This is a genomic window from Comamonas flocculans, assembly GCF_007954405.1.
Taxonomy (GTDB): domain Bacteria; phylum Pseudomonadota; class Gammaproteobacteria; order Burkholderiales; family Burkholderiaceae_C; genus Comamonas_C; species Comamonas_C flocculans.
In genome coordinates this window covers 523,274-538,434 of sequence record NZ_CP042344.1, presented here as the reverse complement: position 1 = coordinate 538,434, position 15,161 = coordinate 523,274, and the positions used below count along the sequence as shown (strand labels likewise).

At 68.9% G+C, this 15,161-nt stretch carries 13 protein-coding genes; 6 read left to right on the top strand and 7 right to left on the bottom strand.

What is annotated here, in order from left to right; all coding sequences use genetic code 11:
* Positions 1-32: 32 nt before the first annotated feature.
* Positions 33-1,172 (bottom strand): aromatic ring-hydroxylating oxygenase subunit alpha, encoded by a 1,140-nt coding sequence (locus FOZ74_RS02735; protein WP_146911633.1) that lies wholly within the window; start codon positions 1,170-1,172, stop codon positions 33-35.
* A gap of 231 nt (positions 1,173-1,403) precedes the next feature.
* Between FOZ74_RS02735 and FOZ74_RS02730 the strand changes: the two genes are divergently transcribed.
* The 4 genes from FOZ74_RS02730 (at position 1,404) to FOZ74_RS02715 (ending at position 5,755) form a co-directional block, all read left to right on the top strand.
* On the top strand, positions 1,404-1,643 hold the full coding sequence (locus tag FOZ74_RS02730) for an exodeoxyribonuclease VII small subunit (protein ID WP_146911632.1): 240 nt from the start codon (positions 1,404-1,406) through the stop codon (positions 1,641-1,643).
* A complete protein-coding gene (locus tag FOZ74_RS02725; protein ID WP_146911631.1) occupies positions 1,628-2,542 on the top strand; it encodes a polyprenyl synthetase family protein in 915 nt (304 codons plus the stop codon). The genes FOZ74_RS02730 and FOZ74_RS02725 overlap by 16 nt, the downstream gene beginning before the upstream one ends.
* A 79-nt stretch (positions 2,543-2,621) precedes the next feature.
* Positions 2,622-4,523 carry a 1-deoxy-D-xylulose-5-phosphate synthase gene (dxs, locus tag FOZ74_RS02720; RefSeq protein ID WP_146911630.1) on the top strand — a complete coding sequence of 634 codons (1,902 nt, stop codon included), beginning with the start codon at positions 2,622-2,624 and terminating at the stop codon, positions 4,521-4,523.
* A gap of 149 nt (positions 4,524-4,672) precedes the next feature.
* Positions 4,673-5,755 (top strand): TRAP transporter substrate-binding protein, encoded by a 1,083-nt coding sequence (locus FOZ74_RS02715; RefSeq protein WP_146911629.1) that lies wholly within the window; start codon positions 4,673-4,675, stop codon positions 5,753-5,755.
* A gap of 129 nt (positions 5,756-5,884) precedes the next feature.
* On the opposite strand, the gene FOZ74_RS02710 is transcribed toward FOZ74_RS02715, so the two are convergent.
* The 5 genes from FOZ74_RS02710 to modA all read right to left on the bottom strand — a co-directional run bounded on the left by FOZ74_RS02710 (position 5,885) and on the right by modA (position 11,154).
* Positions 5,885-7,735 carry a TRAP transporter large permease gene (locus FOZ74_RS02710; protein WP_146911628.1) on the bottom strand — a complete coding sequence of 617 codons (1,851 nt, stop codon included), beginning with the start codon at positions 7,733-7,735 and terminating at the stop codon, positions 5,885-5,887.
* 19 nt (positions 7,736-7,754) lie between these two features.
* The gene (locus FOZ74_RS02705) at positions 7,755-8,378 is read right to left on the bottom strand and encodes a TRAP transporter small permease subunit (RefSeq protein ID WP_146911627.1); all 624 of its coding nucleotides are present in this window, start codon (positions 8,376-8,378) and stop codon (positions 7,755-7,757) included.
* Between the two features lie 146 nt (positions 8,379-8,524).
* A complete protein-coding gene (modC, locus tag FOZ74_RS02700) occupies positions 8,525-9,610 on the bottom strand; it encodes a molybdenum ABC transporter ATP-binding protein (protein WP_146911626.1) in 1,086 nt (361 codons plus the stop codon).
* Positions 9,600-10,289 carry a molybdate ABC transporter permease subunit gene (modB, locus tag FOZ74_RS02695; protein WP_146911625.1) on the bottom strand — a complete coding sequence of 230 codons (690 nt, stop codon included), beginning with the start codon at positions 10,287-10,289 and terminating at the stop codon, positions 9,600-9,602. The genes modC and modB overlap by 11 nt, the downstream gene beginning before the upstream one ends.
* Before the next feature lie 88 nt (positions 10,290-10,377).
* A complete protein-coding gene (gene modA / locus FOZ74_RS02690) occupies positions 10,378-11,154 on the bottom strand; it encodes a molybdate ABC transporter substrate-binding protein (protein ID WP_146911624.1) in 777 nt (258 codons plus the stop codon).
* 114 nt (positions 11,155-11,268) lie between these two features.
* Here modA and FOZ74_RS02685 point away from each other — a divergent pair, with 114 nt between their 5' ends.
* The gene (locus FOZ74_RS02685) at positions 11,269-12,045 is read left to right on the top strand and encodes a TOBE domain-containing protein (protein ID WP_432417478.1); all 777 of its coding nucleotides are present in this window, start codon (positions 11,269-11,271) and stop codon (positions 12,043-12,045) included.
* On the opposite strand, the gene FOZ74_RS02680 is transcribed toward FOZ74_RS02685, so the two are convergent.
* A complete protein-coding gene (locus tag FOZ74_RS02680) occupies positions 12,042-13,310 on the bottom strand; it encodes a M20 aminoacylase family protein (RefSeq protein ID WP_146911623.1) in 1,269 nt (422 codons plus the stop codon). The genes FOZ74_RS02685 and FOZ74_RS02680 overlap by 4 nt on opposite strands.
* A gap of 106 nt (positions 13,311-13,416) precedes the next feature.
* Between FOZ74_RS02680 and FOZ74_RS02675 the strand changes: the two genes are divergently transcribed.
* Positions 13,417-14,934: a sigma-54 interaction domain-containing protein gene (locus tag FOZ74_RS02675; RefSeq protein WP_146911622.1), complete on the top strand. Its 1,518-nt coding sequence runs from the start codon at positions 13,417-13,419 to the stop codon at positions 14,932-14,934.
* The last annotated feature ends 227 nt before the right edge of the window (positions 14,935-15,161 follow it).

The window sequence follows — 15,161 nt, the reverse complement described above, 5'->3', positions numbered from 1 at the left end:
CGCTTGTCTGGCAAGCGCTGACAGCTATGGTTTCAGGGGTTTTGCAACGCCTCGCCCATCCTGGCGCGGTACCACTCGTGAAAGTGCTGCATGCCGTCTTCCAGCGGACTCTGGTAGGGGCCGACCTCGTTCACGCCGCGCTCCAGCAGCGCGCGCCGGCCCTGGTCCTCGCGCTCGCCGATCTCGTCGTCCTCGATGGCGGTTTCCATGTAGGCCGCCTGCTGCGCCTCGATGAACTCGCGCTCGAAGGCGGCAATTTCCTCGGGGTAGTAGAACTCCACCAAGTTCAGCGTCTTCTGCGGCCCCATCGGGTGCACGGTGGAGACGGTGAGCACGTGCGGATACCACTCCACCATGATGTGCGGGTAGTAGGTGAGCCAGATCGCGCCGCGATCGGGCCGCTCGCCGCCGCGGTAGCGCAGCAGCACCTCGTGCCAGAGCTTGTAGGCGTCGGTGCCGGGCTTGCCGAAGGTAGGCGCCACGCCCACCGTCTGCACCGAGTATTCGCGCTCGAACTGCCAGTGCAGGTCATCGACGGTGACGAAGTTTCCCAGGCCCGGGTGGAAGGGGCCGACGTGGTAGTCCTCCAGGTAGATCTCGATGAAGGTCTTCCAGTTGTAGTTGCACTCGTGCACCTCGGCGCGATCGAACACGTAGCCCTCGAAGGACAGGTCGCGGGCCACGCCCATGCTGGCCAGGTCGGCGGCGATGTCGCGCCCGTTGTCCTCGAACAGCAGGCCGTTCCATTCGCGCAGCGGCCAGCGCTGCAGGTTCAGCCCGGGGTTGCTGGCGAAGTGCGGCGCGCCCAGCAGCTTGCCGCCGCCGTCATAGGTCCAGCGGTGGATGGGGCAGACGATGTTGCCGCCCGCGTGGCCCTTGCCTTCGGTGTTCAGGTTGCCCTGGCCGCTGAGCATCAGCGCCTGGCGGTGGCGGCAGCAGTTGGAGATGAGCTGGATCTGCCCCTCGCGGCTGCGCACCAGCGCCCGTCCGCCCTTTTCCTGCGCCAGCACGTAGTAGTCGCCCGGTTCGGGCACGTTCAGGCTGTGGCCGACGTAGCGCGGTCCGGGGGCGAAGAGCAGCGCGCGCTCGCGCCGGCACAGGGCCTCGTCGAAATAGCTGGAAACCGGGAGTTGGCTTGCGGCCTGCTGCAGTTGAAGACTTAAATCAGACATGGATGTCGTGACCTGAAGCCCCCCCACAGGGAGGTGGCGCGTGCATGCACGGGCCCGAGAAAACGAAACCGGCAAGGGCACGGCATGCCGAAGCCGGTCTGGGCGAAAGCGTTGATTATAAAGGTGGGGCCCGGTGCGCCGGGGCGGCGCGCGCCATCGCGGGGGCTTGTCCAGCGTCGCCCTAAAATGTCCCGTTCGCCAGCCGATGGCGCGTTTGCGTTGGATCTGCCCATGCCCAAGGCCCTTGCCAAGACCCCCCCCGCCGAACCCGAAAGCTACGAGGCAGCGCTGCAGGAGCTCGAGGCTCTGGTCGCGCGGATCGAAGCGGGGCAGTTGCCACTCGAACAGATGCTGGCGGGCTACCAGCGCGGCGCGCAGTTGCTGCAGTTCTGCCGCGACCGGCTGGATGCGGTGCAGGAGCAGATCAAGCTGCTCGACGGCGGGGCGCTCAAGCCATGGACTCCCGAGTGACGCCGGGCAGCGCCAACGCCTTCGTGGCCGCCGACTGGGTGCGCGAGGCGCAGCAGCGCGTGGAGCAGGCACTCTCGGACTGGGTGCCCGCCGTCACCCCGGCCGACCTGGGCGAGGCCATGCGCTATGCGGTCGTGGGCGGCGGCAAGCGATTGCGCCCGCTGCTGGTGCTTGCCGCCTGCATGGCGGTGCGCGGCAACCACGACGCGGCGCTGCGCGCGGCCTGCGCGGTGGAGCTGATCCATGCCTATTCGCTGGTGCACGACGACCTGCCCTGCATGGACAACGACGTGCTGCGCCGCGGCAAGCCCACGGCGCACGTGCAGTTCGGCGAGGCGCGCGCGCTGCTGGCGGGCGATGCCCTGCAGGCCCTGGCCTTCGAGTTGCTGACCCCGCCCGAGGGCGTGCCGCCGGCCATGCAGGCCGAGCTGTGCCGCCTGCTGGCGCGCGCCGCCGGCGCCCATGGCATGGCTGGCGGCCAGGCGATAGACCTGGCCAGCGTCGGCCTGGCGCTCGGTCAGGGGCAGCTCAGCGAGATGCACCGGCTCAAGACCGGGGCGCTGCTGCAGGCCAGCGTGCTCATGGGCGCGGCCTGCGGTGCGGTGGACGCGCGTGCACGCCAGGCGCTGGCGCAGTATGGTGCGGCTCTGGGGCTGGCCTTCCAGGTGGTGGACGACGTGCTCGACTGCACCCAGGATTCGGCCACGCTGGGCAAGACGGCGGGCAAGGACGCGGCCTGCGGCAAACCCACCTTCGTCTCGCTCATGGGGCTGGCCGGCGCGCGCGCGCATGCACGGCAGCTGCTGGACGAAGCGCGCCAGGTGCTGCGCACCAGCGGCCTGGCCGAAACCCAGGCCCTGGTGGCGCTGGCGGAGATGGTGGTGGAGCGCCAGCACTGAGCGGGCCCTCCGCAGAATTTTTAGCGAAATCGGGATTTAACGCTTGCCAGTCAAGCGCTGACAGCTATCAAATCAGGATATGGCGACTACCGAATACCCCTTGCTCGAACACGTGAATGACCCGGCCGACCTGCGCAGCTTGACGCGCGCGCAGCTCAAGCAACTGGCCGACGAGCTGCGCGCCTTCGTGCTCGAAAGCGTGGCGAAGACCGGCGGGCATCTGTCGTCCAACCTCGGCGTGGTCGAGCTCACGATCGCGCTGCATGCGGTGTTCAACACGCCCGAAGACCGGCTGGTCTGGGACGTGGGCCACCAGTCCTATCCGCACAAGGTCCTCACCGGCCGGCGCGCTCGCATGGGCACGCTGCGCCAGCTCGGCGGCCTGTCGGGCTTTCCGATGCGCTCGGAGAGTCCCTACGACACCTTCGGCACGGCGCATTCGTCCACCAGCATCTCCGCGGCCCTGGGCATGGCGGTGGCCGCGCGGCAAAAGGGCGAGGAGCGCCATGCGATTGCGGTCATCGGCGACGGCGCGATGACCGCCGGCATGGCCTTCGAGGCGCTGAACAACGCCGGCGTGGCCGACGCCAATCTGCTCGTCATCCTGAACGACAACGACATGAGCATCAGCCCGCCGGTGGGCGCGCTCAACCGCTACCTGGCGCAGCTCATGAGCGGGCGCTTCTACGCCAGGGCGCGCGACGTGGGCAAGAGCGTGCTGCGCGGCGTGCCGCCGCTGCTGGAGCTGGCCAAGCGCCTGGAGCAGCAGGCCAAGGGCATGGTGGTGCCGGCGACGCTGTTCGAGAACTTCGGCTTCAACTACATCGGCCCGATCGACGGACACGACCTCGATTCGCTGATCCCGACGCTGGAAAACCTCAAGGGGCTGAAGGGCCCGCAGTTCCTGCACGTGGTCACGAAGAAGGGCCAGGGCTACAAACTGGCCGAGCAGGACCCCGTGGCCTACCACGGCCCGGGCAAGTTCGACCCGCAGATTGGCCTGGTCAAGCCCGAGGCGCCCGCGCGCCAGACCTTCACCCAGGTCTTCGGCCAGTGGCTGTGCGACATGGCGGGCAAGGACGAGCGCCTCGTCGCCATCACGCCGGCGATGCGCGAGGGCTCGGGGCTCGTCGAGTTCGAGCGGCGCTTTCCCGAGCGCTACCACGACGTGGGCATCGCCGAGCAGCATGCGGTGACCTTCGCCGCCGGCCTGGCCTGCGAAGGGCTCAAACCCGTGCTTGCGATCTATTCCACCTTTTTGCAGCGCGGCTACGACCAGCTGATCCATGACGTGGCGCTGCAAAAGCTCCCGGTGGTCTTCGCGCTCGACCGCGCCGGCATCGTCGGCGCCGACGGCGCCACGCACTGCGGGGCCTTTGACATCGCCTATGCGCGCTGCATCCCGAACATGGCCGTGGCCTGCCCGGCCGACGAGCGCGAATGCCGCCAGCTGCTGAGCAGCGCCTTCGCGCAGGACCACCCGGTCACCGTGCGCTACCCGCGCGGCGCCGGGGTGGGCGTGGCGCCACTGCCCGCGCTCGACGGCCTGCCCTACGGCAAGGGCGAACTGCGCCGCCAGGGCCAGCAGGTGGCCATTCTGGCGTTCGGCACGCTGCTGTACCCGGCGCTCAAGGCTGCCGAGCGCCTGGACGCCACGGTGGTCAACATGCGCTGGGCCAAGCCGCTGGACGCCGGGCTGCTGGCGCGCATGGCGGCCACGCACGAGGCGCTGGTGACGGTGGAAGAGGGCGTGGTCACGGGCGGCGCGGGCAGCGCCGTGGCCGAATGGCTGGCGCAGGAGGGCATTGCGCTGCCGCTGCTGCAACTGGGCCTGCCCGACGCCTTCGTCGAGCATGGCGACCCGGTCCGGCTGCTGTCGCTGCTGGGGCTGGACGCGGCCGGCATGGAGCGCAGCATCCGCCGGCGCTACCCGGCGCTGGTGGCGCCGGCACCGGCCTTGCGGGCCGTTGGCGAGCATTGATCGTGTGGATGTTGTTTTTGTGCCTGGTTACTTGCGATAACATGGCGCGTTGAGTGGCCCGGGAGCGCCGCCCGCGCAGGTGCTGCGCGGCTGCGCACGTCCATTCGGCCGTATTTGGCAATTCATTTTTTCAACAAGGAGTCAAGCCCATGGATCGTCGTTCCCTCATCAAGAATGCCGGCATTGCCGGCGTGCTGGCCACCGGCATCGCACCCGCGGTGCACGCCCAGGAGACTGTGCGCTGGCGTCTGGCCACGAGCTTTCCGAAGGCGCTGGAGACGCTGCACGGCTGCGCCGTGAAGTTCTCCGAAACCGTCAAGGCCATGTCGGGTGGCAAGTTCGAAGTCTCGGTGCACGCCGCGGGCGAGCTGATCCCGGCTTTCGGCATCGTCGATGCGCTGGCGGACGATTCGATCGAAATGGGCGAGACCGCTGCCTACTACTACACCGGCAAGGATCCGTCCTTTGCCTTCAGCTGCGCCATTCCCTTCGGTTTCACCGCGCAGCAGAACCAGGCCTGGAAGCTGCACGGCAACGGCCACAAGCTGCTCGACGCCTTGTTCGAGAAGTACAACTTCCACGCACGCAGCGCGCTCAACACCGGCACCCAGATGGGTGGCTGGTACCGCAAGGAGATGAACAAGCCCGAGGACTTCAAGGGCCTGAAGATGCGCCTGGGCGGCGGCGTGTTCGGTGAATCCATGGCCAAGCTGGGCGTGGTGTCGCAGAACATGCCCGGTGGCGACGTCTACCAGGCGCTGGAAAAGGGCACGCTCGACGCGGCCGAGTTCGTCGGCCCCTACGACGACGCCAAGATGGGCTGGAACAAGGTCGCCAAGTACTACTACTACGGCGGCTGGTGGGAAGGCGGCGCGGACCTGGAGTTCTTCATCAACAACAAGGCCTACGCCAAGCTCTCGCCCGAATACAAGGCCATGGTCAATGCGGCCATGGACGTGGCCTACAACGACGGCACCTCCAAGTACCTGTACCTGAACCCGATCGCGCTCAAGCAGCTGGTGGCCAGCGGCACCCAGCTCAAGCGCTTCAACAAGGAGATCGTGCAGGCGGGCTTCAAGGCGGCGCAGGAGGTCTACGAAGAGCACAGCGCCAAGGACCCGCAGTTCAAGAAGATCTACGACGACATCCGCACCTTCCAGCGCGACCAGATCCTCTGGAACCGCATTTCGGAGCTGGTGTTCACCCAGGACATGGCTTCGCTCAAGATCTGAGCCCGGCCTGCGCCCCGCGGGGGGCGCACCCGCAAAAAGAGACCGCAGCCATGAAGGCTGCGGTCTCTTTTTGTTTGCCCTGCCGCCGCTGGACGGCGGCGGGGCGGGCGCCTCGGCGGCGCCCGCGTGCTACTTGCCCAGGGATTCCTGGATGGCCTTCATCGGGTCTTCCGGCTCGCCCCCCACCGGGCCGAAGGCGCCGTCCTGCGTCGCCCCTGGCAGGCCGCCGGCATCGCCCGGCGCGGCGCTGCTGCCGGCATTGCCGCCGGGCGCCGGCGCGGCCTGCTCGAACAGCCCGGGCAGGCTGTTGAAGTCCGAACTGCGTTCGGTCTCGTTCAGGTCCTGCAGCATCTGCTGCTGCACCGCGTTCATGTCCACCTGCACCGGCTTGTCCAGACCGCCGGTGACCAGCGCCGGGAAGGCGATCATCAGGGCCACCATGGACAGCTGCAGCAGCAGGAAGGGGATGGCGCCCTTGTAGATCTGCATCGTGGTCACGGGCTCCATGGTCTTGCCGGTGTGCGTGTCCACATAGGGTTTTTCCGGCGCGACCGAACGCAGATAGAACAGCGCGAAGCCGAACGGCGGATGCAGGAAGGAGGTCTGCATGTTCACCGCCAGCAGCACGCCGAACCAGATCAGGTCTATGCCCATCTTGTCGGCGATCGGGGCCAGCACCGGCACGACGATGAACGACAGTTCAAAGAAGTCCAGGAAGAAGGCCAGGAAGAACACCATGATGTTCACGAAGATCAGGAAGCCGAGCTGCCCGCCGGGCAGCTTGGCCAGCAGGTGCTCGACCCAGACCGGGCCGTCGGCCGCCTGGAACACCATGCTGAAGATCGTCGCGCCCACCAGGATGAACATCACGAAGGAGGCGAGCTTGGTGGTGGTGTCCAGCGCCTGGCGCAGCAGCTTCCAGGACAGGCGCCCGCGCATCGTCGCCATGATGAGCGCGCCCATCGCGCCCATGGCGCCGCCTTCGGTGGGCGTGGCCACGCCCAGGAAGATGGTGCCCAGCACCAGGAAGATGAGCAGCAGCGGCGGGATGAGCACGAAGGTGACGCGTTCGGCCAGCTTGGACAGCAGGCCCATGCGCGTGACGCGGTTGATCACCGCGATCAGCCAGCCGACGAAGCTGCCGCCGCACATGGCCACGACGATCTTTTCGTCGGTGGGCACGAACTCGACCACTTCGCCTTGCCACCAGCTGTGGATGGCGGTCATTTCATGCGCCAGCAACACGCCGACGGCCAGGCAGAAGACGAACAGCACGGTCAGCGAGGTGTAGCCGTGGCTGCCGCTGGGTTCGACGAAGGTGCGCGCCTCGGGCGGCAGGGCCGGCACCGTCTTGGGCTTGAAGATGGCCAGGCCCACCACCCACAGGATGTACAGGCCCATCATCGTGAAACCGGGGATGAAGGCGCCCTTGTACATGTCGCCCACGCTCTTGCCCATCTGGTCGGCCAGCACGATGAGCACCAGCGATGGCGGGATGATCTGCGCCAGCGTGCCTGAGGCCGCGATCACCCCGCTGGCCAGGCTGCGGCTGTAGCCGTAGCGCAGCATGATGGGCATGGAGATCAGGCCCATGGAAATCACCGAGGCCGCGACCACGCCGGTGGTGGCGGCCAGCATCGCGCCCACCAGCACCACGGCCAGCGCCAGGCCGCCGCGCATCGGCCCGAAGACCTGGCCGACGGAGTCCAGCAGGTCCTCGGCCATGCCGCTGCGCTCAAGAATCAGGCCCATGAGCGTGAAGAAGGGCACGGCCAGCAGCGTCTCGTTGGCCATGATGCCGATCAGGCGCAGCGGCAGCACCGAGAGGATGGCGGTGGGGAAGATGTCCAGGTAGACCCCGAGCGCGCCGAAGGCCAGGCCCGCCGCGCCGAGCGAAAACGCCACCGGGAAGCCGAGGATCAGAAAGCAGATCAGCCCGATGAACATGATCGGGGCGAAGTTGGAAGCAATGAATGCCATGGGTGCGTGCTCCGGCGGGTCAGACGGCCTGGGCCGGGGGCGGCGCCGGCTGGGCGGCCTTGGCGGCGGTTTCCTGGCGCAGCGCCTCGATCAGCGCCTCTTCGTCGGATTTCTCGTTGGGCTTGATGGTCGGGTCAGGCCCCTTGCCCAGCGCGAAGGCGATGCACTTGATCAGTTCCGACCAGCCCTGCAGCAGCAGCAGCGTGAAGCCCACGGGCAGGGCCAGCCACACCGGCCAGCGGATCAGGCCGCCGGGGTTGTTCGACATCTCGCCGCTCTGATACATCTGCAGGGTCAGCGGCGTGACGTAGTACAGCACCATCAGGCAGACCGGCGTGAGGAAGAACACCAGGCCGAACATCTCGATGGCCAGCTGCACCTTCTTGGGGAAATGGCTGTTGAGCACGTCGATGCGCACGTGCTCGCGTTTGAGCAGGGTGTAGCCGGCGGCGATCAGGAAAGACCAGGCAAACAGGTACCACTGCACCTCCAGAAAGCCGTTGGAGCTGTAGTTGAAGATCTTGCGGATGACGGCATTGACGGCGCTGATGACGGTGGCGCCAAAAATCAGCCAGATGGCGTATTTGCCGATGAAAGTATTGAGTCTGTCTATGGCTCGCGAGAGCGACAGTAGTGCCTGCATGGTGTCTCCGTTAGGGCAGCCCCGGGGCGGATGGCCGCGGGGCCGGCGGCGGGCTGAGGATGTTCAGCCCGTCAAGCCAGGGCGGTGGGCGGTACGCGCGGCATTCTAAGGGCGCGGCATGACTCCATGCGAATTTGTGCATGCCTTCAGTCCGCCAGCGCCACCCCCTTGACATGGGCGTGCAGGGTCTGCCCGGGCGCGAGGGCCAGCGCCGCGCACGAATGCGCGGTGATGCGCGCCAGCAGCGCGCTGCCCGCGCAGTCCAGCGCCACCAGCACCTGCCCGGCGCCGTCGGGCACCAGCCGGGTGATGCGCACCGGCAGGATGTTCAGGATGGTGCTGCCCTCGGCCGGCACGCGCGCCAGGCTCACGTCGCGCGCGGGGATGCGCAGGCGCACCGCCTCGCCCACGGCGTGCTGGCGGCTGCTCACCAGGCGCAGCGTGCAGCCGGCCAGCCGCACGCTGAGCAAATGCTCGTGCGGGTCGTGGTGGCTGACCGTGCCGCTCACCAGCGCGCCCGCGTTGTCCGCATGGGCCAGCGGCAGGTCAGCGCGCGCCAGCAGCTCGGCCGTGGGGCCGTGGGCCAGCACGCGGCCCTGGTGCAGCAGCACCAGGTGGCTGGCCAGGCGCGCCACCTCGTCGATGGCGTGGCTCACATAGAGCACGGGAATGTCCAGCTGGTGCTGCAGGCGCTCCAGGTAGGGCAGCACCTCGGCCTTGCGCGCGGCGTCCAGCGCGGCCAGCGGCTCGTCCATCAGCAGCAGGCGGGGGCTGGCGGCCAGCGCGCGGGCGATGGCCACGCGCTGGCGCTCGCCGCCCGAGAGGGTGTGCGGCAGGCGCTCCAGCAGCGTGGCCAGGCCCAGCAGCTGCACCGCCTGATCCAGCGAAATGCGCCGCCGCCCGGCCGCCAGGCGGCGCTGGCCGTATTCGATGTTGCGCCGCACCGTGAGGTGGGGAAACAGGCTGGCCTCCTGGAACACGTAGCCCAGCTGGCGCCGGTGCGTGGGCAGCCAGGTGCGGGTGGCGTCGTCCTGCCAGATGGCTCCCTTGACCTGCACCCGCCCCGCCGCGCGCTCCAGCCCGGCCAGTGCGCGCAGGCAGGTGGTCTTGCCGCAGCCCGAGGGGCCGAACAGCGCCGTCACACCCTGGCCGGGCAGCGCCAGGTCTACGTCCAGCGTGAAATCGGCGCGCGCCAGATGCAGCCTGGCGGCTATCGTCTGCTCAGGCGACATGGCCCGCCTTGCCCGGCTGCAGCCAGTGCAGCAGCACCAGCACGATGAAGGCAAACGCCAGCATGCCGCCCGAGAGCCAGTGCGCCTGGCTGTAGGCCATGGCCTCCACGTGGTCGTAGATCTGCACCGAGACCACGCGCGTCTTGCCGGCGATGTTGCCGCCTATCATCAAGACCACGCCGAATTCCCCCACCGTGTGCGCAAAGCTGAGCACCGCCGCGGTGACGAAGCCGGGCCGCGCCAGCGGCAGCGCCACGGTGAAGAAGCGGTCCAGCGGCCCCGCGCCCAGCGACGCGGCCACCTCCAGCGGGCGCGCGCCCATGGCCTCGAAGGCGCGCTGCAGCGGCTGCACCGCAAACGGCAGCGAATACACCATGGAGCCCACCAGCAGCCCGCCGAAGGTGAAGGGCAGGCGGCCCAGCCCCAGCGCCTCGGTGAACTGCCCCAGCGGGCTGTGCGGCCCCAGCGCCACCAGCAGGTAAAAGCCGATCACCGTGGGCGGCAGCACCAGCGGTAGCGCCACCACCGCGCCGATCGGCGCGCGCCAGCGCGAGTCCGTGCGCGCCAGCCACCAGGCCAGCGGCGTGCACACCAGCAGCAGCAGCGCGGTGGTCAGGCTGGCCAGCTCCAGCGTGAGCCGGATGGCGGACCAGTCGTCGGCGGAGAGGGAAGGGAGCACTATCTATAGGTGAGCTGCCAGCGCTTGTCCAGTCTTGGTTTCAGATACAAAAATATCTGAAATCGTTGGTTGGCGCGCGCAAACAGCTTCAATAAGCATAGCCATAGGAGGTGATGATGGCGCGCGCCTTCTCGCCCCGCAGATACTGCATCAGCGCCGCCGCCGCCGCATTGTCCCTGCCGGGCTGCAGCACGATGGCGTCCTGGCGGATGGGTGCGTGCAGGCTGGCGGGCACCACCCAGCCCGAGCCCTCGCGCAGCCGGCCGCTGTCGTAAACCTGCGAGAGCGCGACGAACCCCAGCTCGGCATTGCCCGAGGCGACGAACTGGTAGGCCTGGGCAATGCTCTCGCCCTGCACGATGCGCCCGGCCACCTGGTCCGCAAGCCCGAGCTGGCCGAGCGTCTGCATCGCCGCCGCGCCATAGGGCGCCAACCGCGGGTTGGCGATGGCAAGGTGGCGCCAGCCGCCCGTGGCCAGCACCTTGCCCTCGGCGTCCACGTAGCCCGCCTGCCGGCTCCAGAGCACCAGCTGGCCGATGGCGTAGGTGAAGCGCGAGGCGGACACGCCCAGGCCCTCGTCGGCCAGCTTTTGCGGCGTAGTGGTGTCGGCCGCCAGCAGGACGCCAAACGGCGCGCCATTGCGGATCTGCGCATGGAACTTGCCGGTGGAGCCGAAGGACAGCTGCGCCGTGTGGCCCGTGTCCTGCGCGAACTGCGCGGCGATCTTCTGCATGGGCGCGGTGAAGTTGGCGGCCACCGCCACCGCAACGGTGTCGGCCCGGGCGCCGGCGCACCAGGTCAGCGCCCCGGCCATGACGGCGAACAGCGCAAGAAGGGACCGGCGAAGCAGGGTCAGGCCATGCATGGACAATCTCGCTATTCCGTTGATGAATAGCGCTCAGTATAGGGCGCCCCGCGCGCGCCGGGCAAGAGGGCGCGCCGCCGCCCCGGCCCGCTGGTGGAGGTCGCTTGCGGCATGATGGCGCGCATGGCGCAAAAGACACTGGCGGTTTTCGATGCCCTGGGGCATGAGCGCGCCGATCGGCGCATCGCCATCCTGCGCCAGATCGGGGCGCTGGGCTCCATCTCGCAGGCGGCGCGCAGCGCGGGCGTGAGCTACAAGGCGGCGTGGCAGGCGATAGATACCCTGACCAACCTGGCCGGCGTGCCGCTGGTCGAGCGCGTGGTGGGCGGCGTGGGCGGTGGCGGCGCGCGCCTGACCGATGCGGCCCGCGAACTGCTGGCCGCGGCCGAGGCCATGCACCGGGCCCGCGGCGAAGTGGCCTTGGGCCTGGCCCGCCAGGGCAAGGGCCATGCGGCGCTGGCGCAGCTGGCCGTGCGCACCAGCATGCGCAACCAGTGGCCCTGCACCGTCTGCAGCGTGCAGCGGCAGGGGCCGCTGGCCCTGGTGGACCTGCAGGGGCCGGGCGGCGCACTCGCGCTGCAGGCGCGCCTGACGCGCGAGAGCGCCGAGCTGCTGGGGCTGGCGGCGGGCCTGGCGGTGCAGGTGCTGTGCAAGGCCACCGCGGTGCAGGTGTATCCGGCGGCGCAGGCGCAGCCCGGCGATCAGCCCAACCACTGGCCCGGCCGCGTGCGGCGCGTGGCGCGCGGCCCGCTGGGCGACGAGGTGGCGGTGCAGCTCGATGGCGGCCTGCAGCTGGTGGGCTTCGCACCCCCGGGCTCGGGCTTGCGCGCGCGCTCTGCGGTGGTGGCCAGCGCGCAGCCCAGCGCTCTGGCGCTGATGCTGGCCGACTAGAGGCCGCGATCAGGCGCCTGGAGACCTTGCACGGCCCCCCGGTCCCGCGGCGGCGGCGTGTGCGCGAGCCAGGCCTGCGCCAGCCGCACCCAGTAGCTGGCGCCCAGCGGAATCAGCGCGTCGTTGAAGTCGTAATGCGGGTTGTGCAGCGTGCAGGGGCCGGCGTCGTGCGTGCCGCCGGGGTAGTCGCCGCGGTGCGCGCCGTCGCCGTTGCCGATGAAGCAGTAGGCACCGGGGCGCTGCTGCAGCATGTAGGCAAAGTCTTCCGCGCCCAGACTGGGCTCCTGGGGCAGGGCCTTGGCCTCGCCGACGAGCTCGACGATCACGCGGCGGCAGAACTCGGCCTCGTAGGCGGTGTTGATGGTCGGCGGGTAGTTGCGCTGGAACTCGAAACGGTGGCTGGCGCCGAAGGCGGCGCACAGCCCTTCGGTGATTTCGCGCATGCGCCGCTCTATCAGGTCCAGCGTCTCGAAGCTGAAGGTGCGCACCGTGCCCTGCAGCTCGCAGGCATCGGGGATTACGTTGTTGGCCTCGCCCGCATGGATCATGGTGACCGAGATCACCCCCGCATCGACGGGCTTGCGGTTGCGCGAGACGATGGTCTGAAAGGCCTGCACCAGCTGGCAGGCGATGGGCACCGGGTCGGTGCCCATGTGGGGCATGGCCGCGTGCCCGCCCTTGCCGGTGATGGTGATGCGAAATTCGTTGCTTGAACCCATGACCGGGCCGCTGCTCACCGCCAGCACCCCGGCGGGCACGCCGGGCCAGTTGTGCATGCCGAACACCGCCTCCATCGGAAAGCGGGTGAACAGGCCGTCGCCGATCATCTCGCGCGCGCCGCCGCCGCCTTCCTCGGCCGGCTGAAAGATCAGGTACACGCTGCCGTCGAAGTCGCGCTCGGTGGCCAGGTACTGGCCCGCCGCCAGCAGCATCGCGGTGTGGCCGTCGTGGCCGCAGGCGTGCATCTTTCCGGGCAGCGTGCTGGCGTGGGCGAAGGTGTTGAACTCGGTCATCGGCAGCGCGTCCATGTCGGCGCGCAGGCCCAGCGCGCGCCCGCTCTTGCCGCCGTCGCGGCCATGCACCACGCCGACCACGCCGGTGCGGCCCAGGCCGGCATGGACCTCGGCACCCCAATGGCGCAGCCGCTCGGCCACCAGTGCGGCGGTACGCTCCTCTTCGAAACACAGCTCCGGATGCGCATGGATGTCACGCCGCAGTTCGGTCAGCGCCGCAGCTTGCGCGAGTATCGGTTCGATCAGCTTCATGCTGGCAGTCTAGCGGCCCGACCGGCCCCGCGTAAGTCCCCGCCGGCCAGTGCGCACCCGCCCGCATGCAGGCCGGCGCAGCTGCGCGAGCCGCTACCATCGCGCCATGCCTGCCGACGTGACGCACACCGCGCAACTGCCCCTGGAGCCGCAAGGCATTCTTGACCTTGCGGTGCGCTCGATGTTCCAGTTGCTCTCCAGCCTGAGCCAGGGCATGTTCATCATCGACGTGCATGCGCGCATCGTCTGGGTCAACGAGGGGTATCGGCGCTTTCTGCCGGCGCTGGGGCTGAACTCGATCGACGATTTTCTCGGTCACCTGGTCGAGGAGGTGATACCCAACACCCAGATGCGCCGCGTGCTGGAAACCGGCAAACCGGTGCTGATCGATCTGCTGACCAACCGCGCGGGCACCTTCGTCGTCAGCCGCCTGCCGCTGCTGGGCGAGGGCGGGGCGGTGATAGGCGCCATCGGCATGGTGCTGTTCGACCAGCCGGAGACGACCTTGCAGCCGCTGATCGCCAAGTTCGCGCGGCTGCAGCAGGACCTGGAAGATGCGCGGCGCGAGCTCGCGGCCCAGCGCAGCGCGCAGGCAGTGGGCGGGCGGCGCGCCAAGTACACCCTGGCGGGCTTCATCGGCGCGAGCAGCGCGGCGGTCGAGGTCAAGCGCCGCGCCCGCAGGGCGGCGGTCTCCAGCAGCCCGGTGCTGCTGCTCGGAGAAACCGGCACGGGCAAAGAGCTGCTGGCCCACGGCATCCACGCCGCCTCGGCGCGCGCTGCCCGGCCCTTCGTGAGCGTGAACATCGCGGCCGTGCCCGATACCCTGCTCGAAGCGGAATTCTTCGGCTATGTCGCGGGCTCGTTCACCGGCGCGGACCGGCGCGGGCGCGAGGGCAAGTTCAAGCTGGCCGACGGCGGCACGCTGTTCCTCGACGAGATCGGCGACATGCCGCTGGCCCTGCAGTCCAAGCTGCTGCGCGTGCTGCAGGAGGCGGAAATCGAGCCGCTGGGCAGCAACCAGCTGGTGGCGGTGGACGTGCGCATCGTCGCCGCCACCAGCCGCGACCTGCCGGCGCTGGTGCGTGAGGGAAAGTTTCGCGAGGATCTCTATTACCGGCTCAACGTGCTGCCGATCCGCGTGCCGCCGCTGCGCGAGCGGCGCGAGGACATTCCCGCCCTGGTGGAGGTGCTGGGCGAAGACCTGGCCCAGCGCAGCGGCGCGGTGCAGCCGGAATTGCTGCCCGAGGCCATGGCCTTGCTGCGCGCGCAGGCCTGGCGCGGCAACATCCGCGAACTGCGCAACGTGCTCGAGCAGGCGGTGCTGAGGAGCGATTCGCTGGCCATCGATGCGGGGCAGCTCGAAGCGGTGCTGCGTGAATCCGGCCAGGAGCCGAGCGTCCCGCCCACCGCCGCACCGGCCCCCGCCATGCCCGCGCCCCGGAACGCCGAGATGCTGCTGCGGCCACTGGCCGAGCAGGTGCAGGAGCTCGAATGCCGCGCGATCGCCGCGGCGCTGCAGGCCTGCCGCGGCAACAAGGCGCTGGCAGCGCGCCAACTGGGGATTTCACGCGCCACCCTCTACGACCGGCTCGGCACAATGTCGGAAAACACGACGCCTGCCTGAAATAAAGACAAAAAATGCTGGTATTTCAGACAAACTGTCCGGGCTACTTGACGGGTCCCACACGCGGGGCCTGGCATGCTTCGTGCGTCTCAACCTGGGGCCAGGGCGCTTGCACGCGGGCGGCCGGCGACCTTCCGCGGAGGCCTTGCGGACTGCAGGAAGGGGCGATGACAAGGGTTAACCCTTCTGTTTTTCAGAACCATAGGCGTTTATCCCGAGGTGAACGC